General features: G+C 43.0%; 13 protein-coding genes. 1 reads left to right on the top strand and 12 read right to left on the bottom strand.

The window, feature by feature from the left end; all coding sequences use genetic code 11:
• The first annotated feature begins 2 nt into the window (after positions 1–2).
• Positions 3–359, top strand: coding sequence for a helix-turn-helix domain-containing protein (locus NAF19_RS25120; protein ID WP_252793117.1), 357 nt, complete (start codon positions 3–5; stop codon positions 357–359).
• Between the two features lie 6 nt (positions 360–365).
• Here NAF19_RS25120 and NAF19_RS25115 read toward each other — a convergent pair whose 3' ends face one another.
• The 12 genes from NAF19_RS25115 to bglX form a co-directional block, all read right to left on the bottom strand.
• Positions 366–1,670 (bottom strand): flavin monoamine oxidase family protein, encoded by a 1,305-nt coding sequence (locus NAF19_RS25115; RefSeq protein WP_252793116.1) that lies wholly within the window; start codon positions 1,668–1,670, stop codon positions 366–368.
• Positions 1,671–1,719: 49 nt separating this feature from the next.
• Entirely contained in the window at positions 1,720–2,853 is a 1,134-nt protein-coding gene (locus NAF19_RS25110; protein ID WP_252793115.1) for a helix-turn-helix domain-containing protein, read from the bottom strand.
• A 153-nt stretch (positions 2,854–3,006) separates the two neighbouring features.
• Positions 3,007–4,839, bottom strand: a complete 1,833-nt coding sequence (locus NAF19_RS25105; RefSeq protein ID WP_252793114.1) for a hypothetical protein — start codon at positions 4,837–4,839, stop codon at positions 3,007–3,009.
• A 21-nt stretch (positions 4,840–4,860) separates the two neighbouring features.
• A complete protein-coding gene (locus NAF19_RS25100; RefSeq protein ID WP_252793113.1) occupies positions 4,861–5,559 on the bottom strand; it encodes a hypothetical protein in 699 nt (232 codons plus the stop codon).
• Positions 5,560–5,700: 141 nt separating this feature from the next.
• On the bottom strand, positions 5,701–8,490 hold the full coding sequence (locus NAF19_RS25095; protein WP_252793112.1) for a glycoside hydrolase family 2 protein: 2,790 nt from the start codon (positions 8,488–8,490) through the stop codon (positions 5,701–5,703).
• A gap of 147 nt (positions 8,491–8,637) precedes the next feature.
• Positions 8,638–10,218 (bottom strand): FG-GAP repeat domain-containing protein, encoded by a 1,581-nt coding sequence (locus tag NAF19_RS25090; RefSeq protein ID WP_252793111.1) that lies wholly within the window; start codon positions 10,216–10,218, stop codon positions 8,638–8,640.
• Between the two features lie 357 nt (positions 10,219–10,575).
• Positions 10,576–12,126, bottom strand: a complete 1,551-nt coding sequence (locus NAF19_RS25085; protein ID WP_252793110.1) for an FG-GAP repeat domain-containing protein — start codon at positions 12,124–12,126, stop codon at positions 10,576–10,578.
• A gap of 21 nt (positions 12,127–12,147) precedes the next feature.
• Complete coding sequence (locus NAF19_RS25080; protein ID WP_252793109.1) at positions 12,148–13,467, bottom strand: vanadium-dependent haloperoxidase; 1,320 nt, start codon at positions 13,465–13,467, stop codon at positions 12,148–12,150.
• Between the two features lie 8 nt (positions 13,468–13,475).
• A complete protein-coding gene (locus tag NAF19_RS25075; RefSeq protein ID WP_252793108.1) occupies positions 13,476–17,057 on the bottom strand; it encodes a VCBS repeat-containing protein in 3,582 nt (1,193 codons plus the stop codon).
• Positions 17,058–17,137: 80 nt separating this feature from the next.
• A complete protein-coding gene (locus NAF19_RS25070; protein ID WP_252793107.1) occupies positions 17,138–19,000 on the bottom strand; it encodes a RagB/SusD family nutrient uptake outer membrane protein in 1,863 nt (620 codons plus the stop codon).
• A 25-nt stretch (positions 19,001–19,025) separates the two neighbouring features.
• Positions 19,026–22,313 carry a SusC/RagA family TonB-linked outer membrane protein gene (locus tag NAF19_RS25065; protein WP_252793106.1) on the bottom strand — a complete coding sequence of 1,096 codons (3,288 nt, stop codon included), beginning with the start codon at positions 22,311–22,313 and terminating at the stop codon, positions 19,026–19,028.
• A gap of 803 nt (positions 22,314–23,116) precedes the next feature.
• A complete protein-coding gene (gene bglX / locus NAF19_RS25060; protein ID WP_252793105.1) occupies positions 23,117–25,444 on the bottom strand; it encodes a beta-glucosidase BglX in 2,328 nt (775 codons plus the stop codon).
• Between the last annotated feature and the right edge of the window lie 36 nt (positions 25,445–25,480).

Here is a 25,480-nt window from a genome sequence, read left to right as displayed (position 1 = left end):
TTATGCAACTCAAAATAGTTAAAACAAAAAAAGACTACGAGAAGTCGTTAGAAAGATTTGAAGAAATCTTTCAGGCTAAAAATGGGTCTGCGGAAAGCGATGAGGCAGATGTACTTGCACTCTTAATTAAAGAGTATGAAGATAAACACTTTGTTATAGATGTACCGAACCCAATTGAAGCCATTAAATACAGGATGGAACAGCAAGGTTTGACAAATAAAGACCTTGCCCAAATATTAGGTTTCAAAAGCCGCGTAAGCGACATATTTAAAAAGAATAGAAAATTAAACCTGGGGATGGTGAGGAAACTTTATCATGAATTAAACATTCCGTTAGAAACTTTGGTGAGAGAATATTAAATAGGTTTAATGCTCCATCGTTCCATCCGCAACATATAACCCACTTTTCAGAGCAGCCTCAACGGTTCCCATCGCCGGGCCTTCGTACAAATATTCTCCGGCAAAAAAAATGGTGTTTTCAACGGGTTCATTCAATACTTTCCTGGCATCCGGGGTTCCAACTGTATCGTAGGCATAGCTACCGCGGGTAAATGGGTCAGCAGTCCAGTTGGCGATATTGAAGGCTACGAGTTTATCATTCAGTTCATTAATATCCCGTTTAAAAATATTGGCGATAGATTTGAGGGAAAGTTGCAATATTTCTTCGTCCGACGCATCTTTCTTTGCGGCAGCAGGCAAACCACCCAGCCAGCCGGTTAAAACGGGGCTAAGTTGGGGCGCTTGTGTCCACCAAGTCGGTATTGACTCGTTTGATAATACAAAACCCATATCCTTTAAGCTTGCTCCAGCCAGGTCTTCCGTTGTTTTATCGTCCCAAAATGGTGTATCAAACTCCAGCAGCACTTTTATTATCGAACCAAAGCCCATTGCGTTTAGAGCTTCTTGTTGTTTGGTAATAGGGGGGATAAATGTAACTGCCCCCTGTTCATTTCCAACAGCCTGTAAAATGCCTAAAGGCAGGGCTAATAATACTTGTGTTGCTTCGTATTCAGTCTCATCGCTTGTGATAGCCTTAACTTTCCCCGGCTGCCAGTGGATTTCTTTTACAATAGTGTTTAGATAGATTTCAGCGCCGTGCTTTTTACTTTCATCCTCCAGGTATTTTATCATTACACCATAGCCACCTTTAACGCGGTGCTGCGCTTCAAAATCTTCGTTTCCCCATTCTTCACGCAGGGCGAAAGAGCTGGCTTTTGCCGGGTCGGCGGTATCATAGCCAGATACAAAACCCGTTACCGCTGTTCTCAATTCTTCATTTGCATCGCCCGGAAATTCTTTTTCCAGGAAATCTTTTATGCTGATATCACTCTTTAGCCCGCCCAGTTTTTCAACTACTTTATCCCAGCCCCTAAATTCACCTTCCTGGCTGAATTTGCCGTTACTGTAATGCCACATTTCAGCATTTGCTGAATGATACGGGATATCAGCCTCATTTAATAGGTCGAGCGTAACAGGCAAATCGCCGTGCACAAACTCTGCGCCCAGCTCAGTATTTTTAAAAAACAGTTCGTGGTTAAGGGTATGGATGCGGCCACCACAACGGCTGCGGGCCTCAAGTACAGTTACTTTTTTGCCGGCTTTTGCTAAAATGCGGGCAGCCATTAAGCCTGTTGCACCTGCGCCAACGATGAGGATATGAGTGTTTTGCATTGTTATTATTAAGTGTGGTAAAGGATATTTTGTTTTAGCAAAAAATATCTCACCATCTCGCCCACTGCCCCAACTTCACATATTGTGATGGCGTTATCCCATTCAATTTTTTAAACGTTTCGTTAAAGGCCGATTTACTGGTAAAACCCACATCCATAGCGATACCAAAAATAGAATGATGGTCGAATTTGGGGTCGTCCAACCGTTTTTTTACTTCCTCAATCCTATAGTAATTAACCGCCTCGCTAAAGGATTTGCCCAGGCGTTTATTGATAATTTTTGAAACAACGTTGGACTTCGCATCAGTTTTTTTGGCCAGCATATCTATCCGCAAATCGGGGTTCATAAATATCTTTTCTTGCTCAAAAAAATACAATATCCTGTTCAGCAGCTCTTCCTCGGTTTGCTGTTTTATATTGATGGATTTATATTTCTTATCGAAACCTGGCTTTAAAGTGTGCCAATCTGGCAATGCCTGGAAAGCTATGGTATAAATCAATCCACCTAAAGCCATGGCATAAATAAAATTGCCGTATACTGTGTAAAGACCGGTTATGCTGATATAAAAGATTATGCCCAGGAAAACAAGCGCAACTAAACTATAGGTAATGGTTAGCTTTTTAAGCCAGCGCAACCTTTGCTCAATCGGGAATTGAAACTGTTCTGCCGGACTTTTGACTGACTGCAGCATAAAGCGCCTTATCAGCAGAAAGTAAACCGTGAGGTGCACGAAATAAGTAACAAACCACATGGAGGTTTTCCAGTCCATGTGGCTTTTGCCTTCCATTACAGCATCGATAGTTAGTACCAAAATACGATCATCTACCGGGTTTTCCTGTCGCCAAATTACTGCCAGCGCCAAAAAGTAGGGCAAAAAATGCAACAAGTGCGTGTACCTGAATTTAAAATCTGCCGATATAACCGATAAAGTGTACAAGTAAAGCACCGGGCCCTGCAGCAGCAGCATGCCCCGGCCAAGGTTGGTTATGCCATGCCATTTTCGATAGAGATACGTTGCCTCGCAAAAGTTGCCGAATAGCACACAAAAGATAACCACCAATAACAGCATCAGCAATTGCCTTGCATTTTTATTGGCTGAGGGTCTTATAATTAATGATACCAAAAGAAATACACACTGCGACAGGAAGGCAATCAATAATATCGACCACAGGTTAAAATACATAGCTAAATAAGGGGTACGGTATTACAAATGTATACCTTTTTGCCGCACCTGCGCTTTAATTTGCCTGCAATTCAACCGCACGATATGAGAAAATATTATTTTGTATTGACGTAGTTCTTCAATTATTAATTCTGTCTAAAATCTCTGGCTTACTCAATAAACTTTACGAACAGACTTGGCATTAAAATCAGGCGCGCTCCTTATGGCATTAGCGGGTTTATAATTAAATACTTTTTCGTCAAAGCCCTGGTATTGAACAAGCCCGAAACTAATCAGCTTCTGATCGGCCAAACGCAAACCCGTTACACCTAGGAACTTGTTGAACGATGGCAATTTCACCTTGGTATAGTTACCTGCCGACGGCGAATAAAGCTCCACCTTTAAATCGGTACCAGTTGTATTTTCAAATGAAGCATGGTAATAGTCGAATGTTCCGGAAAATGAAGGAACAAAATTACTTAAGCTTGTCCCCGAAACATTGAACGTGGCATCAAAGGTCGGCACCGCATCAGGAATAGAAGGCCCTGTTGATACCTCTTCATATTCAAATCCCGACTTTAAATAGTAGGAATATAGTTCATATTCCTTAAAAGGCTCTTTAGGATACCTAAGTGTTAAACTACCTGTGTGTGTTTGCTGAACATCAAGCAAATAAGAATCGAAATGGACGATGTCGTTTTTGGCATACAATTGTAGGGCAATATCGCTCACAGGCCCTGCCAGCGTTTTTTCGGCCGGTATCTTGGTAACTTTACTGACATCAACATTAATGCCGAAGGTTCCCAAAGGGACGTCAAAAAAATTGTAAGTGTACTTGTTGTTTTTTAAAAGCTGAACGTATAATTTTTCGCCATTATCTACAAAAACATCCGGTTGAAAATTAACTGAATCAGCAATCGAAGAGGCTATCACTCCATACGCATTAGTGCTTATTAGAAGCTGGTCGAAACCGGATGTGTTTTTTATATACGGCTTTATCGGCACTTTTGTCTGCTGGGGCAAAACGGAATAAAAGCTATTGTAGGTACTCCCCTTTTTTACCTGCAAATAACCTGTAATATTGGGTTTTGTGTTATCGAGAGGATTGATTATAACAAACACATTTAAACGGCTGCCCAGGTAAGGCGTTGCCGATACCAGCTTAAATTTAGTTGTACCCTGCACATATTTAGCTTGTCCAAGTATACTGCCGTTTTCATCGGTCGCTACAAAATAAGCGCTACCGCTATGGTTAAAATAATAGTCGTCAGGGTTAACATTTACATTTAACAACGTAGTTGTCTCGGCCGAAACATTCACATAGTTAAACGGTGCAAAAGTAACCTGCAGTGAGCCTGATTGTGTCGTAACCGCCACATTGTATTGGCTTAACGCCGCAATAGTAAGATTTTTAACAACCGACTGACCTGTGGTGGCCTCCTTAAAAATAATGTCGCCCTTCGCGCCGTATTTCACATACAGGTAGTAAAAACCGTTTTTTATGCCCATTTTATACTCTTTCCCATCGGGCTGCGCCTTAAATACCGGGGTTAAATTGGGCTGGATGAAACCCTGGCTTATGGTTATCAAACCGTCAGTAGTAGTAGCAATAAATGAAACCGCCTGTTTATTCTCCACACTGTAGCCCGTCAGCTTTGCATTAAAGCGGATAAATGTATCAGCAACCGCAGTCTGGTTTTTTGATGTGAGGGTAATGTTGTAGGTGCCTTTTTTAACAACTTTGCTATAGCTCACAATACTGGCTACATCGGTGCTGTCTTTAATCGTTGACAATACGGTGCCACCGGCATCGGTATTATCAATCTGAATAATAACTGACCCGCCCACCACATTTGTCCAGGTGCTGTTTGTAAAAGTAGGGTAGGTAATATTTTGAATAGTTATTTCGGGCGTTACGGGAACAACCGGGTCCGGCTTTTTGTCAGATGGGCTGCATCCTGCCAATATCAATAGCAAAACAGGTATAAATGATAAATATCTTTTCATTATGAGATAGGTTTAGCAGTGTTATTGAACAGTGGTTTTTGGATGGAAGGGATACGATTGAATAACTACTTGTCCTTTCGAATTCGTTTTAAGGGAAGCGTCGAACTGGCTTTTTGCAACTACCGTTATATCCGCTTTGTAAACGTCTCCTTCAGTGCTGGTAAAAACCAACTGGCCGCTGGTGCTTCCCTTTACATACAAATAGGCATAACCATTGGCGTTAATTAAGTTAGCAACGGCTGCACCGGTTGGCTTAAATGTAGGGCTAACTGTTGTATCCAGCAAAGTCCTTTTAATCGTTATTACACCATCGCTGGCGTCTACGTCCATCCCAATAACACCGTCAGTGTTGATGTCAACTCCTGCTTTGCTGGCGCTAAACCTAACATAGGGCGAAACCACGGCGTCATCAGCTGTGGCAAGGGTTATATCATATTTGCCTGCAAACAATTTCCATTGGTAGGCTGACAGTTTACCTAAATCAACCGTATGGGTTATTGACGATACGGTCATCGTATCGCTTGGGTATTTCGCATCGAAAGTAATTGTCGCGTTGCCGCCTAACACCTGTTCCCACGACGAGGAGGAATCTGTAGCAGCATCATTGCCGACGGCTTTGATGGAAATATTATAAGATGATTTTTGGATCGATATGTGCTCTTTGGAGCAACTAAAATATGCAAAGGCAATTACACAAAACGTTAAAATCTGTTTTTTCACTTGTGATGGTTTAGCGCTGGTCTGACTAATATTATAATTGAACTGCTAAAGTAGATTATTTTTTAACTAAAAGAATAGTTTTTTTTAAAATATTAAGGCCACGATAAATCGCAGCCTTATATTTCTATTTATCTCAATTAATTATTTGGTTCCCAGTCCCACCCACTGTTTCTCTAAATTCCAGCCCTCAACCAAAACTTTTGGCTGTACGCCACCTAATTTGGCGACCGGGGCGCTTACAGAAACTGTAATACTTTCGTGCGGGGCAAGGGTAAAGTAATTTGCAGACCAGTAGCTTGGCATAACTTCTTCGCCATTGGCCATTAGCTGCGGGCGCACAAAAAATGCCAGTCTGCCGGTGTTATTGGTGAGCTGTATTGTCCACTTGTTTTCTGCGGCGCCTTTTTCGGCACCCAACACTTTTACATCAACTTTGGTTGGTGCAAGGTTGTTTAATTCGGTAAGGTTGTTGCCGGGCGCAAGCCAGTACACGTTATGTGACACTGTTTTACCTGCCGCGTTGGTTAAATTAAGCACTACAAAGCTTACGCCCTTTGCGGCAATAAGCGCTTCTTTTAGTTTGATGACCTCCTGTGTGCCTTCATCGGCAAAACCGATATGGCTTATGCTGAATGAGTTTAATCTTTTGCTATCGATATCGAAAATTTCGGCTTTGGCACTTAGTACGCCGGTCGCATGGTGCATCCGGTTTATTACGGCCGCAGTGGAGTCGTTTTGATTGAATTGGATATGTAATGGCTCCACTGCGTTTTGCATGGCGTAATAGCCTGCATTTGGCTCCAGGTACCAATCATATATCTGCCACACCACGCTTGGCAAGGCTGCATTCAGTTTCCAAAGCATTACGCCCCCAGTTTCAGTTAACTTATGGCCGGCAGCTTCGAATATACCCTGGTAACCAACAGCATTCATCAATTGCATCTTGTCCGAAAAGTTTACCATAGTTGCCGGCTGTCCATACCGTGTCACCATTTCGCTGATGTAATTGTCAAATTGTGCGGCTCCTGTCGCTGCATCGTGGTAACCCCAGGTGTTGTTAAGCGGGAAAGGCAATTTTGTGTCCCACACCAGGTTAGGGATAGTTTTAGCCAATGTAGTATAAGGCGGCTGCGAGGGCAGGCCGGTTTCATCTTTAAATACCCAATCGCCACCAACATCCGCTTTCTTGTAATACACTTTAGGGTCCTGCCAGTTGTACGGGCCGCCGCTGTAAACACCTGAAGCCTGGTCGTCTGGCCAGGAGCCTTTCCAGCCGGCCGGCAGTTTGGCAAAGCCTGAAGAGCTTGGGATGTAAGGGCGGGTGCCGTCAAGGTTAATGATAGCATCGCGCATGGCATCATATAATTCCTTGCGGGCGTGGCCTTCATTACCACCTGTCCACACCAACAGGCTCGGGTGGTTGCGGATGCGGTAAATAGTGCTGGTAACGTTTTTTACAAATATATTCCCTTCCAGCGGCCAATCCGGCGAACCTTTAAATTCGCCCTGGGTATCGCCGGTAACCCAAAAGTCCGACCATACCATTTCGCCATATTTATCGGCGGCATTCCAAAATGCATCAGGCGGAGTAACTCCCCCACCCCAAATCCTTACCAAATTCACATTTGCGTTGCGGCAAAGGTGCATTTCATAATCATAACGGGCCGAGTCGCGGTTTACCATCATATCAGGCACCCAAGCGCCGCCATTAAGGTGTACCCGTTTACCATTTACAAAAAATTCGCGGCGCAAAAAATCCACAACCATGGTGCCCTTTGAGCTTACGGTACGTATGCCGAAAACAAACGACGTGTCGTCTGCAATGCCATTGGCCGTAGTATATTGCAGGCGTATGCGGTAAAGGTTTGCCCTGCCATAGCCATTTGGCCACCACAAATGCGGCTTTTGTATAGCTAACTGGCTTACTTTAGCGGCGTCAAGGCTAACATCAGTTGCACCATTAGCAACGACCGTTAAGTTTTGCGAAAACTGCATGGGCAGCCCGGCAAAGTTCTCGGGTTTAATTGTTACGGTAAGTTTGCCGTTTTGCCCCGCGTCGCTGTGGTTTGATAGTGTTAAGTTTAATGATAGTTTGGCAACGCTTGTATCGGGCAGGTTTGGCAGGTCGGTTACCAATTTAGGCCGGCCAATAGTTACCGCGCCGGTTGTGCGTAGGTAAACCGGTTGCCATATACCCATATTGCGGTCGCGCACCGGTGGAATCCAGTCCCAGCCTACGGAGCAAAGCATGGTTACGTTTTTTCCGACATCACCCGTAGGGCCACCATTTTCATAAAATGGCCCTAATGCTTTTAGTTGTTCTTTTGCGGGATAGCCCGGGTAGTCAAGCGGATATATCTTAACTGCCAGCGCATTGTCGCCACCTGCATTTACTGCATTCGTTACATCCAGGTTATAATCAGCAAACATGCCTGCCATTTGGGTACTGTCGGCAATTTGTTTACCATTAACCCAAACCGCCGCGCGATAATTTATTCCCTTAAATATCAACTGGAAATGACGGCCCTTGTCGCCGGCAGGCACTTTAAATGTGGTTCGGTACCAATATGGTTTTTTCCATGGATTGGGGTCATTTGGTAAATGGCTGTATTGTTCAAGGTTGTATTCTTTATTAAACTGGTCGGATGCATCGGGAATCAGCATGTTATTCAGCCCCTGGTATGGATCGGGGTAAATATGATTAGCCACCAGCCCGGTAAGCACTGTCGATGGTACCTTAACCGGCATCCAATAAACCGGCGACTGGTAATGCGTTGTCGACAATTCAGGCCCATCGGCTTTCACCTGCGATGACGACTGCAAATCGAAGTTTACAAGTTTAACCTGTTTAACACTTTGCGCCGACAACGAGCACGGGAAAACACCCGAAATAAAGACAAACGCCACCAGGCGAACAATTTTTTTCATCATAATTATTTTATGCCGGGGCAATTTATCCCCACAGGTTAAAAAAGGTAAATCAACGGCAGGTAAGTGTTTAAGCCGGTAAAATTTACAGGGGTAAATCTAACTAACTTAACCATGCGGTAAATTGTACTAATTTACCCTTTTATTATATTATTTTGAAATGGGGGCGCTTTTATCGCGCAATTTGGCGGTGTTGTTTTTTAATACGATTAATGGCGTAAACCTGTCCCATTTTTTTGTAACGCCGGTTTGGTTCATCAAATCGCGGCCGGGGACTGAAAAGTTACCTAAAATTACGTCCTGGTAACCGTCATTGTCCAAATCGGCTACTTCCATCGTTAACCATCTACCTTCGTCACTTACCGGGATTTCATGGGCCTTAAATTGGTTTGGCCTGGTTTGCTCAAGGTAAACAAAGCCCTGTTTTGGGTCGTCCTTAAAATCAGGAAAATATGCAATGGTGGCAATATCGAGGTCGCCGTCGCGGTCAAAGTCTGCGGCCATAGCTTTGGTCGAACCGTCAATGTGATAAAAGTAAGTTTGCTTAAACTGCCAGTTGCCCTGGTTGGTAAAAATGTAAACTCCATGGTAAGGTTTTAATACAGGCGATAAATCGCTATTGTCTCCGCAGGTGTATAATATGTCGGGTTTACCATCGTGGTTAAAATCAACCAGCTGAAAACTGCTGGAGCCGTATATCGGCGGAAAATGCAATATGTTTTTTGTGATAAATCCGCCCTTTTTATCATTTAAAAATAGCCATATCCCCTCGTCGGCCTGGGCAAAAAGGCACATTAAATCGGGGTAACCATCATTATTAAAATCGCCGGTCACCATTTGTTCGCTGCCTGGCGCCGTCCTTATAACCGTTTTTTTATAACGATGATCTTTTTGTTGGGTAAACAAGTATAAACCGCCTGTGTTGCGGCCAAAACCACAGGTTACGTAATCAAGCAGTCCATCTTTGTTAAAATCAGCTGATATGGTTTGCACCGGCCTTGGTAAACTATCGGCAATAACAACAGGATCGGCGGTCCTTTTATCCAGATTGATCGCCGTGACTGCTCCTTTTAATAAATCGTTAGGATTAAGTATACCTATACATGTAATGAATGCAAGATTTCCATCAGTGCCAGTTGAATAGAAATTAGCGCCAACTGCCGGTGTTGGCATTTTTGCAACCAGCGACGGTTCAAGCTTCTCGTTCCAGCTGTAAAGGTTATTCCGCATGTCGCCGCTGTACAACTTTTTATCGTGAGGGTTATAGGCAAGCAGGGTAGTATTGGCATCATTTCCTTCTGCACGGCTTACATTTTGCGGTTTTTCAAGGCTAAAAATCGCCCAATCGCTAACTGAAAGCGATTTTGGACTTAACAGTTTTTCGGGGGCCTCTTTTTTATAAAACGCTATGATATCTTCAAAATCAGCTGGTGCAATGGTCGAAAGCCGCGTAACGCCGTATTTTCCAAAAAACGATTCCAGCTTAAATTGTCTCGCCATTTCTGGCAACACCCCGCTTACCCAAGTGTGCTTATCTATTAGTGATGGTTCGGGATATTCATGGCAGCTTTTGCAATAGATCTGCGAAAGTTCCCTGCCATTGTCTACCTGCTTTTGTTCAACACTTCTTAAATCAATTACGCGTAAGCTCAGCGAAAAAATCATAATAACCGCGACAGCAGCAACTGATAATAGCAAATACTTCACTTTCGGAATAAACGATTTACGCATGTTGCCTGCAAACAATACCGGATTACACCCGCGACACAAAAGCTTTATGAATAAGGCTATGTCCTATCCCGGGTTTAAGATTGAGTTAAAAACTAATTATTTTGGATACTTGCGAATCCACAGATAATAAACCGCAGCTAAATATAGTAGCTACTGTTATATAACGAAGTAAGGTTTCGGTCAGTTTTTGTAGAGTAGCGAAATCTTTACAAAGTATTACAAATGTTAGTATTGTTTGAATCAATTCATGCCCATGGTAACCGCCTTCCCCTGGAGTTTTTTGCGCCATCTTCACAAGAAAGCGGGACGAGGTTTTCAACCCTAATCCCGCCTTTTTTTACCTGCAATTCAGGTAAGCTATTTTTTAAAGTTATTCTGCAATATTATAAAGGGAAGTTTTTTGTCCCAGGTTTGCTTTAAGCCGGGCTGGAGATTATACCCGGTAGAAAAATTCCCGAGTACAACATCAGGTTTTCCATCATTATTGATATCGCCAACATCCATGCTTTTCCAGCGGCCGTATTTACTTACCGGCAAGGTATACGGTTTAAAACTGAAAGACTTATCCTGTTCAAAATAAATACAACTCTCTGCCGGATTATCTCTAAGATCGGCAAAAAAAGCAGTGGTAACTATATCAAGTTTGCCGTCTGCATTAAAGTCGGCAGTAACAAATTTTGTACAACCGTTAATGGGATAAAACCATTGCTGTTTGAAATTAAAGTCGCCGGTGTTTTTATACAGGTATAAACCATGATAAGGCTTCAATATCCGCGAATCGTTATAATTATAACCACAACTATAAATAAGGTCGGGATTACCATCGTGGTCAATGTCAGCCAGCTCAAAATCGGTCGACCCATATACCGGCGGAAAACTCAATAAACGCTTTTGGGTAAAGCCGCCATGCTGGTCGTTCAAAAACATCACTAACCCTTCGTCGCCGCGGCCAAATAAAACCATAAGGTCGGGCCAGCCATCTTTATTAAAATCGCCGCTAACAGCCTTAACAGCACCGGCCTTATCCGAGATATTTACTTGGGTTACGCTATGATCGGGGTTTTGTTTGAATAAATAAACTCCGCCTTTTGAGCCACCCTGCCCGCAAACCACCCAGTCTATCAGCCCGTCTTTATTAAAATCGCCTTGAAGGGTTTGCACCGGGCGGGCCAATTCTGAGGCAAAAACAGCAGGTTTTAGCTTATCATCATCCAGATTAACACTCATTACTTTTCCGTTCGGGAAATCCACAGGATCCAACTGACCAATAGCTGCGAATTGACCGCTGGTACCCCCTTCCTCATTTTTAACAAAGCTGGCATGTACCGCCGGCGATGGCAATACAACCGATTTGCTGAGTTTTAATTTGCTATCCCATTCCTGCAAGAGGTTCGAAACGCCGTCTGACGTATAAATTTTGTGGTTATAGGGGTTTATGGCCGCCATAATAGTATAGGCCACATTAGGTTGCGCTTTAGGCTCAATAACGTTAAAGCCTGCCATGCTGTTCACAGCCCCAACAGGAGGCTTGGCAGCAGGCAACGAACCGGGCGCCATTTTTTGATAGTACGCCACTATGTTTTGCCATTCAAGTAATGTTAAACCCGACGTATCCCTTTTAAAATAGCCACCCAGGTAAGCGGTCATGCCCAGGTACTTACCCATTGCAGGTAAGGTGTGGTATTTCCAAACATCTTTAGTAAGCGCATTCACCGGTACCAGGGCATGGCACTTGGTGCAGTTAATTTGCACCAGGTTTTTACCGTCAACAACGGTGTCGCCGGTAAGTGCATACTTGTTATTACCTCCACCCCGGTTTTTACAGCCAGTAAGCAAAACACTACCTGTTAGAGCAATAATTAGTAAATATAAAGATGAAGTGAGCGTGTGAAATATATTACGCTTCATGTTGATCAAGAGTATCCTGTTTTAATTAGTTAATTTTAATTTATTCCAAACAAATTCGGCCATCTGCTTTCCTTGTTGCGCACCTATAAGGGAACTGTTAAGATAATGTATACCACCGTAATAACGACTAAGCGCTGTTTCTTCGGCCGCAAGCGAAAATGATTTGAAATGACGCTGCATACCTATGTATTTGATATCGCTGGTATCCTGAAATTCGAAGTTGTCGCCAAAAAGATGCGTAAGCATTACTGCCGAAGCTGCGCTTATGGTTGAGTGACCCGCGGTATACTCAGGGAACGGCGGGGTTTGCAGTAAAGGCAGCCAGTTGTGATCTATTTTCTCGTTGATATTGGTAACCGGACGAGCATAACTGTATTTATATTTCACTTCCCAGCAGCAAATAAATGAATCGTACAGGGCAATTGAGGTAAGCGCATACGCCAGCGCGGTTTTAACCCCGTCGGCATGTGTTTTTTTACAGGCAATTGTGGTTATCCCTATCCAGTGCCCCCCCGGCGTAATCTTTTTGTCGGCAAACATCAGGTGGCCATTGTGCTGTATAACAAACGGGTTATCATCCCAAAATTTTGCTACTTCAATTTGCTCCTTGGTGAGGTTTTTGTTGGTATTATAAACATCAGTGTACTGTTTTACAAAGGCGCTGTTTTTGTCTTCGCTGTAAGGCGGAGGTGGCGGAGGCGAAAACAAGGTTGATGTATCAATTGCAAACGAATGGATAGTTCCCCAACAAAATTCCACACCGTCCATATAATCCGGAGGAGTGGGGCGCCATTTGGCAGGACTATTTTCGCCCAGGTACTTGGGTTTGCCCCGGCTTTGCGGATAGCCGTCAGCCGCCGACCTTTTTAATACCAACTTTCCTATTTTCTCACCAAAATCAACAGACCGTGCGTAAGTTGAATCATCCAGGTTTTCCTTGTACATGGCATACACCTTGTCTTCGTACTTCTTAAGGGTATCAACCGAAAAGGTAATTTTATGCGCTACAGTAAAAAATGCTTTGGTTGCAGCAAGGGCAAAGTTATATTGTTTGCCTTTTTGCGGCTCTGGGGGCTTACCAAAACCTTTAAGCTGCGTAATTATTGAGTTATATTTCGGGCTGGCATAACGCATAGCCTCGTACGATGCAAGAGCAGTGTAGCCGTATATACGGGCAGCTACCGGCGGGGTAAATACGTCGTAAATAATTACCTGGGTAAGCTGATCTTCGTTGTTGTGCAGCACATCGGCGTCACTCAACATAGCGGTTTTTTGTTGCTGCTTACAACTTGCGGCAAACAAAACGCCAATTAAAACGGCTAATATTTTAAAGTGTCTCATAAAAAGCATTAATTAAGGGGGATATTCCGTAAGTGGCCATAACTATCCGTTATGGTAACTGTTTCCATTGTTTTATCAATATTAAAAAACCTGCCCGACTGCGACAGAAAAGATGTACCATTATAAAATTCCTGTTTCCCGGTTTGGCCATTTTTATACTTAATAGTAGCAAACACGTCCAGTGGATTGAGTTGAACGGTTTTAACCGGCCTTTTTAACTCGAATATTTTCATCACGTCGCGGTTTTGCGTGGCCGCGAGTAAATAGTTGCCTTTGGCACCCCTTAATTTTACAAGTGCTTTCCCGTCACCCGGAATGTAAACACCGCCTTGTTGCAGGGTTAAGGGCTTAAAGTGTCCTTTTCCATCACCTTTAAGTATTAAGCCGTTAAAAGCATCGTACCTGCCGGTAGAGACTTCGGTGCCAAAATCGTTACCGCTGATGGCCACATCAAGGTTTCCGTCACCGTCAAAGTCGTCAACAACCATACCGTTAAGCTGCGATATTTGTGCCTCTATCGGCAAAGGCACTATGGTAAATTTACCGTTGCCCTGGTTCTGCAAATAGCACGATTGCAAAATATTGGCTTTTAATCTTACGGCGCCTTTACGCATTTCCGGTGTAATTACCGAGTCAAACGTAGCGGTAGCAAACGACTTATAATTTTGGAATTTTACCCGCATACTAATCATCTGTTTCACTGCATCATCACGCGTTTGGGCTGGGAATTCCTTCATTTCTCCGTCCTGATCCTTCAAAAAAACCGATGGAAATGCATCATAACTGCCATTGTTATCGAAGTCCTTGGCTGTAATATAAACCGGGTAATTATCGGTTGCCTTGTAAAAAGTATTTAGGCCTGTGTTGCCAACTATATAATCTACCTTACCATCGTGATTAAAATCACCGGCTGTAATAGAGTTCCACCAGCCCAACTTATCAGCGATACCTGTATTGTCCGTAACATTTTTGAATGTGCCGTGGTCATTTTTCAGGAACGTAATCGGCATCCATTCGCCCGTAAGTATCAAATCAGGCCAACCATCGTTATCAAAATCACTAAATGTGGCATCGCACACCATACCTATATTTTTAAGATCCTTAGCAACAGAAGCAGTAACATCTGTAAATTTAAGGTGCCCGTCTTTACTGTCATTACGTAATATCATACTCGAAACAGGTTTCGGGTAACTCCATGGTTCCACGCGGCCCGATACAAACAAATCCAGCTTTCCGTCTTTATTGTAATCAATTGCCTTTACGCAAAGCTTACTGGTGAAATTTTGGGGCAGGGCGTCCTGTTGCAGCGTAAAGTTACCTTTCCCATCGTTCAAGTAAATCCGGTCCTGGTAAAATGGCGAATTTGGCGTCTTTTCGTAACCGCCGCTGGCCACGTATAAATCAAGCTTTCCATCGCCATTGGCATCAAACAACAATAATCCCTCGTCCTTAAATTGCTGTTCTGGTGCCTTTTGCCCGGATGGTAGAAGTGGCCGCTGTATAAATTGCCCGCTTGCCTGCTGCAATAATAATTGAGCCGGAAATTTGGATGTTCCGCCAACAACCATATCATCAAAACCATTACCGTCAACATCGCCAACAGCCACCGCTGGCGTATATTGGGACAATTTATGAGGAATAAGTTTTTGTATGTTAAAATCGGCCAAATCTTCTTCCGCGTGTTTATAGTTAACACCAACCGACTTAGTTACTTCGCGGAATAATGAGCCATCGTTCTTTTCCTGATGACTAAACGAATAATTATCGCGGGCGTTGGTAATATCTACTTTCAGTACCTCGTCCGTCTTAACGTTGGAAATTGTTTGCTTTTTATTGTTTTGCCACCTTATTACCACCGAGTCGATAACAGAATCGCGTCCAAGTCCAAAATGTGCAATATTTTGTATAGTAGAAAGATAGCCCCTGTAAGGAGTATTTTCATATACCTGGTGCTTGCCGTGTTCGTAGTAAATATCAGCCCAGGCGCCTATGCCGTTTATGTTTTGGGGGCCGCCTTTAAACTTTATTTGCAAATAATGGCTGTCTGCTTTATCCTTTTCGCGCGAGGTATTCTTGTAGATGAAGGCTTCGTCATCGATATTATTGATTACCATATCCATGTCGCCGTCATTATCCAAATCCGCGTATACCGCTCCGTTTGAAAACGAGGGTTGTGTTAAACCCCAATTCTTTGTAACATCGGTGAACTCGAGCTTGCCGCCATTCTTAAATGCATAGTTTGGAATTTTAACAATCGGAATCTGGTCGAGAATTTGTTTTTTGCTGGCAATCAGATACGCCTCAGCCCTAAACGTGGTAAAATCGTGGTCCGTAACATCACGGGGATAGCCGTTTGTAATGACAATATCCCTGAAACCGTCGTTATCAAAATCTGTAATCAAAGGGCACCAGCTCCAATCGGTTTGGGCGGTACCGCTTAAAAAAGAAGTTTCACTAAAAGCGGGATCGCCTATCGAGTCATTTTGTCCCGGCCGCGGCCCTTGGTTTACCTGCAATGTATTACGGTTATATTGAAACTGGTAACCATAATAATCAAAATTTTGATACAACTGGTAGGTATTTGAACCCATAAACATTTTGCGCCGGTAATTGTCTTCAGGACTCATGTCAAGCTCAAAAACATCGGCTAGTCCATCGTTATTTATATCCTCAATATCCTGACCCATTGCGCTGTTGGCCGTGTGTTTAAAATACTGTTTTGATTTGTCGGTAAACGTACCGTCGTGGTTATTAATATATAAAATATTGTTGCTTAAAAAATCATTGGTAACATAAATATCTTTCCAGCCATCGCGGTTAATATCAACAATACTGGCTGCGTGCCCGTATCCTTCTATTAAAATATTGGCCTGTTTTGAAACATCGTGATAAACAGCGTGTTTTAAAACAGGATCCCAATCATTACGGTACAGCCTGCCGGTACTCCTTCGTGAACCATCCTTCGCTATCGGCCTGAAACTACTTGTATTTTCATTGGGGGCCGCTTCGTTAACGGTCAGGTACATATCAAGATCACCATCATTATCGTAATCAAAAAACGACGCCATGGTTGAGTGTACGTTTATATCAAGTCCGTATTCTTTCCCCATCTCTTTAAAATGAGGTACACCGTTTTTATCAATGCCCTGGTTTACGTAAAGCAGGTTACGCCGCTTTAACGAATCATTTAGCAGGGTATAACAAACATAAATATCCATTAAACCGTCGTTGTTTATATCAACTACAGCTACGCCCCTGCCCCAGCCATTTGAACCTTGAACACCTGCCTGGGCGGTAACATCATCAAACTTCATGTTCCCTTTGTTGAGGTAAAGTTTATTTGATACCGCATTTCCTACAAAATAGATATCCTGCAGCCCGTCGTTATTAAAATCGCCAATGCCAACGCCGCCACCGTTATAAATATTAAGCTTATCTAAAGGGTTAATGGTATCGTTTTCAACAATGGTATTTGCAAAAGTTACTCCCGATACAGACGAAGGTATTTTTTCGAATAAAACATTGTGCTGTTTGCATGAAAAGAATAAAGCGGGTAAACAGCAAAAGAAAAAATAGCGGAAGAATCTCATGTTTAAATTATACGCTAATGTATAAAATAAAAAAGAGGTGAAGATATGATCTCCACCTCTTTTTTATAAAATATTAAAAATCAATTGTAACCAGGGTTTTGTTTAATTGCGCCGTTGGTTAAGTTAATTTGTGAAATTGGAACAGGGAATAATTCACTTCTTCCGGCAACAAAGTGCGCACTGTTTAACAATGCAGAAGGGAAGTTTGGAACGTGAATTTCGTGGTTTAAGTAACCATTCAACACACCTGCCATATAGCCAGATCCCATTGGGCCACCAAAGATACCATCCCAACGCTGTAAGTCGAAGAAACGGTGACCTTCCATACCCAATTCAAGCCTGCGCTCAAACTGAACAGCCTTACGGGCAAAATCCTTACCCTGGGTTGCAAAGCTCATAGCAGCATTGCTGGTTCCGCCGTTTACACCGGCATAAGCACCGTAGTAACCAACTTTGTAGTTAGCAGCAGGAATGTTTGTAAATCCACCTGTTGAATTGTTTGGATCTACATAGGTATGCACCCATCCGGTTGGATCGGCGGCACGGTCCCTAACCTGGTTAACGTATCCCTGAGCTTTATCCAGGCTACCGATCTCAATTTCGGCTTCAGCTGCCCATAACAATACGTCGGCAAAACGGATAGCATTGTAACCGTTGGCAACAGATTGATTTGGAGCCCAGCCTTCGTAAGCTTCGCTGGTTGATGCCTGTGCAGATTTGTAATAAGTGTTTTTGATAGGAACGTACGGACCACCATCTGTTTGGTCACGGGCCCATGAAGCACCTGGCATAATTCCCCAATCAAGATAAGGGATACCACGACGGCCAACTGACCAGTCTAAACGAGGGTCAAGCGTACCTGCATAAGGAGTAAATGGTTTGTCAGAACCAACGTTCTGGTCATTTGCAATGTCGCTGTCATTGTAAGTATCTAACAATGGCAAACCGGTTTGAGCATCAACTTTAAATGCGTTTGCAAAACTGAAAGATGGCTGGAAGAAGCCGCAGCAGGTAGCAGGACCAGCTGAAGGAAAGTTCAGCGTACCGCCAGAAGCGCCGTTATCACCGTTTGCACCGTCATGTACTGATGCTTGGATAACAAATACACCTTCAGAATTATTTTTTGTTGAAGCGTTAAAGTTATCAGCATAATGAACAAGTGCGTATTTAGCGCCGCTTGATGTAACGCCGTTAGCAATCAGGTCGTTTAAAAGCGGAAGGGCTTGCGCATACTTATGGTCATACATATATGCTTTTGCCAGGAAAGCCTGAGCAGCATATTTATTCACACGTCCTTTTTCAGCTTGTGTGGTAGGTAAATCGGCCATTGCAGCAGTTAAATCAGCCTCAATTTTGTCCCATACCGGGCCTGGGTTACCAACATTAAAGTTACCGTTGTCATAAGTGATGGTTTCATCAGCGTATGGAACATTTCTCCACAATTTGGCTAAATCAAATTCGTAAAACGCACGTAAAAACCTTGCTTCTGCAATTACTTTCTTTGCGTAATCAGGCGTAACTGAGCCGTCTTTAACCAACGGCAACTCGCGCAAAACATCATTGGCACGCTGAACGCCGTTGAACATTACACGCCATTTTGGGTCAAGGTAACCGTTACTTGATGTAGCAATGTACGCTTCAATTTGACCTGCCGCCGCCTGGTCATCAGGGGTTGAGCCTTTGTGAGCATCGTCTGCTGCAACACTACCATAAATCCAGTTGTCGGTACCAGTCATCCAGGTATTTCCGGGTTGGCCGCCATAAGTTCCATCCAATAATGAATAGGCGCCAATCAATAGACCGTCAACCCCGGCCTTATTGGCCAGGATGAGGGTGTTCAATGATCCTACTGGTGTCCTGTTAAGGTAGTCCTTGCACGAATACGATAGTGCAAGTACCGCCATGGCACCGGGGATAATAAGTTTACTATTAAATCTTTTCATAACTATATTGTTTTTTTCTTAGCAGTTAAAATGATAAGTTAACACCAAAAATATATTTCTTTTCGTTATTTGGATAAGCACCAATGTCAGTACCCAAACCGTTGTTGCCTACTGTTAACAACTCAGGGTCAAGACCTTTATATTTTGTTGCAGTAAACAAGTTTACACCTTGTGCATATATGTGTAATTTGTCGATACCTAAAGCTTTAAGCTTGCCTGAGTTGAATGTGTAACCCAAAGTAGCAGAACGCATTTTCAGGAACGAACCACCAGAAACATACCATGAGTTAATGGTACCGCTTGTACCAAAACCACCGATTGCAGCTGCTTTTGGAGTTGCGGCGTTAGGGTTGCTTGGTGTCCATGAATTGAATAACAAATCATTACCCTTGTTTCCGGCGAATGTATCACCAAAATCTGTCCAGTATTTGGTGTAGTTATAAATTTTCCCACCATATGAACCAAACAATACTGTTGAGAAGTCAAAACCTTTCCAGCTTGCACCCAAGTTAACGCCATAAGTAAATTTAGGGTTTGGGTTACCGATAAAAGTACGGTCAGCATCGGTAATAACACCATCGCCATTTGTATCATGGTATCTGAAATCGCCAAGTGCCTCACCCTGGTTTGTGCCCAAACCGTTTTGGAATACGCTTCCGGCCTTACCTGTTTTTGCTACTGCGTTAGCGTTAGCAGCATCAATTTCTGCCTGGGTATTCCAGTAACCATCAACCTGGTAACCATAAAACTCCCCGATTGGATGACCAACCTGGTTTTTCACGATCGCATCCTGACGTTGGTAGTTAGAATAGAAGTAGTTGTTTGCGGCAACGTTTGACAGCTTATCGATATTACTTTTATAAGTAGTAATGTTGGCACCACCGTAGAAGCTAACTGCGCTACCAAGTTTGCCGTGGTAGGTTGCGGAAATTTCGATACCTTTATTTGACACCTGGCCTACGTTAATTGTTGGAGGAGCAGCACCACCAACTGTTGCTGGCAGCGTTACAGCGTTCAACAAGTTTTTGCTGGTTTTATTAAACCATTCAAAAGTGAAATCCAAGTGGTTAAATAATGATGCATCAAGACCTACGTTGCTGATAACGTCAGTTTCCCAGGTAGTCTTTTTGTTACCAATTTGAGAAGCGAAAAAGCCGCCTGTAGCAGAATTGATTCCACCGCCAATTGCATAAGATGCGGCACCAATGCTCGACCTGAATGAAGAATACGGGTTACCATCACCGATGTTACCTACATAACCTAATTGTCCGTAGCTACCGCGTAATTTCAAATCATTTATCCATGAAACACCTTTAAGGAAATTTTCCTGCGAAACGCGCCATGCCAATGAAACAGATGGGAAAGTACCCCACTGTTTGCCAGGGAAGAACAATGAAGTTCCGTCACGACGAATAGTAGCGGCTAAGATATACCTATCATTAAAGATATAATCTAAACGGCCAAAAAATGACAGCGTAGATATTTCTTCGCCTGGACCACCGCCTGCCAAAATAGTCTTGGCATCGCCATTACCAATACTAACATAAGCAGGATCAAGTGAAAACAAGTTATTAACCGAAGCGCTCACGCCCTGGCTAAAGCTGTCTTTTGCTTCGAAACCGGCAAATGCCTTTACACTATGCTTACCAAATACCTGGCTATATTGCAAAGTATTGGTCCAGTTATATTGAGTTCCATAACCAGCACCTGTATTATAGCCGTTTGGCGAGTTATGGCTTTCACCACCGTAATAAGGGTTAACGTTGGTATTGTTGTAGTAATAGTTGTAAATAGTTGTTCCTATTTGTGTTTTAACGTTGAAGTGTTTCAGGAAATCAACTTCGCCGTAAGCCGAGCCTACAATGTTCCAGCCGCGGCTTAAATCCAAACCATTTTGCGCCTGTGTTGCAACAGGGTTAATAGCGTTACCTAACTGGGTTAAACCATCATAAGTACCACCCCAGTTACCTTTGATATCGTATACCGGGATTTGAGGCATCATGCGATAGCTAAACGATATCGCGTTACCTTCACTTTGGTTACCGCCTGGTATACCACCACCGCCTTGTGGGCTTTCTTCATAATAAACGCTTAATGTTTCGCCTACACGAATACTGTTGCTTAAAGAGAAGTTTGTGTTGATACGTGTTTGATACCTTTTATAGTAAGTGTCAATTAAAGTACCCTGTTGGTTAAGGTAGCCTAACGAAAAATAGTAGTTGTTTTTTTCATTAGCACCGCTTGCCGATACCGTGTGAGATTGCTGTGGTGCATTTTTAAACAATGCATGGAACCAATCGGTACCCGCGCCTTTTACAAATTTTTGTATCAGGTAGTCGTTATTAGGGTTGTTAATATCCAACACGTATTTAGCCGGATCGATAGCCGGGTTGCCAGCATTAGCTTGTCCCTTCGGAGAGCCCGGTACGTTTGAGCCAGCCTGGTAGCCATAATCGAAGAAATGACCGCCGTTATCCTTAATTAAAAGGTTATCTGGCTGAATCTGGCGAAGCAGGGCTTCAAAGTTGTCGGCACTAAGCACATTAAACGGATTGCCGCCCAATGCAATTTGGTTACCATAAAACGCATCATAAGTAAACCTGGTTTTACCTTGCTTACCTTTTTTGGTTGTAATAACCACAACACCGTTACCACCGGCAACACCGTAGATAGCTGCAGAACCAGCATCCTTCAGTACAGCGATCGACTCGATGTCGTTAGGGTTTAAATCACCCATTCCACCACGCTGCACCCCATCAATTACGTACAAAGGAGACGAATTACCGAAGTTACTGATACCACGTACAAACACGTTGGCACCTGCACCCGGAGCACCCGACTCAACTACTGTAACACCAGCTGCCTGGCCTTGTAGCAATGAAGTTGAGTTTGTAGTTGGAATAACCTTTGCAGCAGAAACGTCAACAGATGCTACCGCACCCGAGATGTCCTTTTTACGCTGGGTTTGGTAACCTGTAACAATTACCTCGTTAAGGGTAGTGTTTGCAGGCTCTAACGAAATTGTAAGATACTGGTCGCCCTGAACAGTAACTTCTTTTGTTTTGTAGGTAAGGTAACTTACAACAAGTACATTACCGGGCGCTAACGAGAGCGTGAACTCGCCGTTAACATCAGTAACAGCGCCTGTGTTGGTGCCTTTAATCCTTACGGATGCACCAACCACCGGGAGTTTGTCATCGCTGCCGATAACTTTACCCGAGTGTTTTGTTTGCGCTGTAACTACCAATGAAGAAATCATGCAGCATAACAGCAGGCATAATGTTCTTCCCTTTAGGAGTAAACTTTTAAACATGAGATTGAGATTTAGTTGATTAATTTATTTGATTTTAAGATTGTTGTTCGGTATATATAGTGTTGTGAGATAAAACACGTTTGGAAACAGTGATAAAAGCAAAATTGACTTGGCCCTTACGGAAAGGGCCGGCTTTATTTATATGGCCGAAAAGAAAAAAATGTAAAAATTTTATCATGTATCGTACTTAATAAATATAAAAACTTATTGTTACTCAATTTTCCCGATGCATGCGAAAAATTGCCTGCATCGTTGCTTAATAAATGTTATAATAATATCAGGTTTCTTATAATTCTTTGATGGTGCAAAAAATCACATTGGCATTACACTAATGTAAATAGTGTGTACTGTTTACACAAGTGACATTATAAGAATTACAAATTAATTATTTTTCCTCCTTAAAACACTGTAAAAACGCCGTTTAAAAGTCTATTTATTGTAAATTCATTAAAAAAATGGTATTATAATTAATAAAATTAAAACGTAACATTTATGTTATACACAACAATTATTTCAATATAATACAATTTAAGCCTCGTCCATCGCTTAAAACAGTATTGAAGCTTTTTTTTTAATAATGAAACCCCGCTTTTTATAACCTTATTTTAACATCGCATTAATGTTAAAATTTCATCATTTTTTGTTAAAACCGTCATTATAACAGTTATTTAGGCGTTTTTTTGATCGTTTTTGCTCCTCACCCCGGCATAACAATTCGTTAACAAAAAGCCTGATAAAAGTAAAAAAAGCGCCCGGCTATAGGTGCCTGGCGCTTCTCAAATCTGATGAAATTTTAACTTTTTCTACCTTTTTGACCAATCTACCGATGCCGATTGCACGTTGCTCGAATTGGTACCAATTTGGACAATAAATTTCCCCGGCTCCCAATCATATGTTAATTTTTCATTATAAAATTTCAGGTCGGCAGTGGTGATATTAAATGATACAACTTTGCTCTCGCCGGGCTGTAAAAACACCTTTTTAAAATTTTTTAATTCCTTAACCGAGCGGCTTATACTGGCCACCGGATCGGCTATATAAAGTTGTACAACTTCTTCGCCGGCGTACTTACCGGTGTTGGTTACGGTAACCGTAGCTTTAACGGTGGTGTTACCAACCGGGTCGGTTTTGTCGAGCTGTACGCTACTGTAGCTAAACGTTGTATAACTTAAGCCATAGCCAAAAGGATAAAGTGGATCGTTCGAAATATCAAGATAGTCCGATTTAAATTTAGCACCTCCTGTACCGTCAAACGGCCTGCCTGTGTTTTTGTGTGCGTAATAAATAGGTATTTGCCCTACGCTACGCGGAAACGTTGCTGTTATTTTGCCGCCAGGATTATAATTACCGAAAAGTACATCGGCAATTGCGTTACCAGCTTCAGTGCCGGGCGCCCACGCGTCAAGTATCGCGGCAGCATGTTTATCTTCCCAGGTTAAGGTTAAAGGCCGGCCATTAAATAATACAATAACCAATGGCTTGCCGGTTTTTGATAATGCCTTTAGCAAATCCTTCTGGCTTTCCGGAATATCAATATCAGCCCGGCTTGATGATTCGCCCGACATATTTGCCGACTCGCCAACCACTGCAACAACTACATCGGCTTTTTTTGCAGCTTCAACGGCCTCATCAATCATTTCCTGGGGGCTGCGCTTGTCTTTTTGCTCAGGGCCGGTTAATGCAAATGCACGGATACTTAAAAGCGAGTCGTCAGTAATATTGGAACCTTTTGCATATAACACCTTTACATTATCGCCAACTACATTCTTTATCCCCTCGGCAACACTTACCGATTTCTTTGGGTCGCCGGCAATTACCCAGGTGCCCAGCATCTCCGAGTGGTTATCGGCCAGCGGGCCAACCAACGCAATTGTGCCCGATTTTTTCAGCGGCAGGGTTTCGCCCTGGTTTTTCAGTAACACAAACGAATGCTCAGCTATTTTCCGGGCAAATTTGCGGGTATCATCATTAAATACATCTTGTTTTTCGCGGTCGGCGTTTATTGATTTATGCGGGTTGCCGAAAAGTCCTAGCTTATATTTAGCTTCCAGCACGCGGCGGCACGCCAAATCAATTTCCTGCTGGGTTATTTTTCCTTCTTTTAATGATTTCTTCAATGTGGTTAAAAAGCCCTCGCCCACCATATCCATATCAAGGCCGGCTTTAACAGCCAGTGCCGATACAGTTTGCAAATCGCCAAGGCCGTGGTTGGTAACCTCGTTAAGCGCAGTATAATCCGACACCACAAAGCCTTTAAAGCCCCATTGCTTGCGCAACAAATCAGTAAGCAACCATTTATTAACCGTGGCAGGCATACCGTTTATAGTATTAAACGAGCTCATGAAACTACCTGCACCTGCATCAACAGCAGCTTTATATGGCGGCAGGTAATCCTGGTACATTTTTATAAGGCTCATGTCAACAGTATTGTATTCGCGGCCGGCTTCGGCACCGCCATATAATGCAAAGTGCTTAACGCAAGCCATCACCGCATCTGCATCGGTCATGCTTTTGCCCTGGTAGCCGCGCACCATTGCCTTGGCAACCTGCGAGCCATACCAAGGATCCTCACCCGAACCTTCCGAAATGCGGCCCCAGCGCGGGTCGCGGGCAATATCAACCATTGGCGAAAATACCCAGTTTAGTCCTTCGGCCGTTGCTTCCTTAGCCGCGGTACGGGCCGATTGCTCGATCAGGCCCATATCCCAGGTCGCCGAGACTCCTAATGGTATCGGGAAAATAGTTTCGTGACCATGTATAACATCCAGCCCAAATATTAAAGGTATGTGCAGGCGCGAATTTTTCACAGCAACATCCTGGTACTTTAAAATATTTTCGGTACCCCAAACTCCAAATATTCCGCCAATCTCGCCGCGCTTCAATTTGTCTTCAATGCCTTTGCTCATAGTTGTACCCGTCGCCACGTTACCCGTAACTACCAAATTAAGCTGACCGATTTTTTCGTCGACCGTCATCTTGCTCATCAGTTTAGTAACAAAGGGCTCCATGCCAATGGTTACAGAACTGGCATTGCCGTCTTTGTTTTGTGCAGCCGCCTTATTAATTGGCACAGCCGAAACAAAAAGTGCAATTGCTGCACACGCAGTTTTAAACGAAGAATATTTATTCATCTTTGCGGATATTAAAGGTTATTATTGATTTACTTA

The organism is Mucilaginibacter flavidus, assembly GCF_024055575.1.
Classification (GTDB): domain Bacteria; phylum Bacteroidota; class Bacteroidia; order Sphingobacteriales; family Sphingobacteriaceae; genus Mucilaginibacter; species Mucilaginibacter flavidus.
The sequence above is the reverse complement of the archived record's forward strand: the minus strand, read 5'-3'. Positions and strand labels throughout refer to the sequence as shown.

Coding starts and splice junctions, on each gene's coding strand:
- NAF19_RS25120 (WP_252793117.1), top strand. CDS start 3: ATGCAACTCAAAATAGTTAAAACAAAAAAAGACTACGAGAAGTCGTTA.
- NAF19_RS25115 (WP_252793116.1), bottom strand. CDS start 1,670: ATGCAAAACACTCATATCCTCATCGTTGGCGCAGGTGCAACAGGCTTA.
- NAF19_RS25110 (WP_252793115.1), bottom strand. CDS start 2,853: ATGTATTTTAACCTGTGGTCGATATTATTGATTGCCTTCCTGTCGCAG.
- NAF19_RS25105 (WP_252793114.1), bottom strand. CDS start 4,839: ATGAAAAGATATTTATCATTTATACCTGTTTTGCTATTGATATTGGCA.
- NAF19_RS25095 (WP_252793112.1), bottom strand. CDS start 8,490: ATGATGAAAAAAATTGTTCGCCTGGTGGCGTTTGTCTTTATTTCGGGT.
- NAF19_RS25090 (WP_252793111.1), bottom strand. CDS start 10,218: ATGCGTAAATCGTTTATTCCGAAAGTGAAGTATTTGCTATTATCAGTT.
- NAF19_RS25085 (WP_252793110.1), bottom strand. CDS start 12,126: ATGAAGCGTAATATATTTCACACGCTCACTTCATCTTTATATTTACTA.
- NAF19_RS25080 (WP_252793109.1), bottom strand. CDS start 13,467: ATGAGACACTTTAAAATATTAGCCGTTTTAATTGGCGTTTTGTTTGCC.
- NAF19_RS25075 (WP_252793108.1), bottom strand. CDS start 17,057: ATGAGATTCTTCCGCTATTTTTTCTTTTGCTGTTTACCCGCTTTATTC.
- NAF19_RS25070 (WP_252793107.1), bottom strand. CDS start 19,000: ATGAAAAGATTTAATAGTAAACTTATTATCCCCGGTGCCATGGCGGTA.
- NAF19_RS25065 (WP_252793106.1), bottom strand. CDS start 22,313: ATGTTTAAAAGTTTACTCCTAAAGGGAAGAACATTATGCCTGCTGTTA.
- bglX (WP_252793105.1), bottom strand. CDS start 25,444: ATGAATAAATATTCTTCGTTTAAAACTGCGTGTGCAGCAATTGCACTT.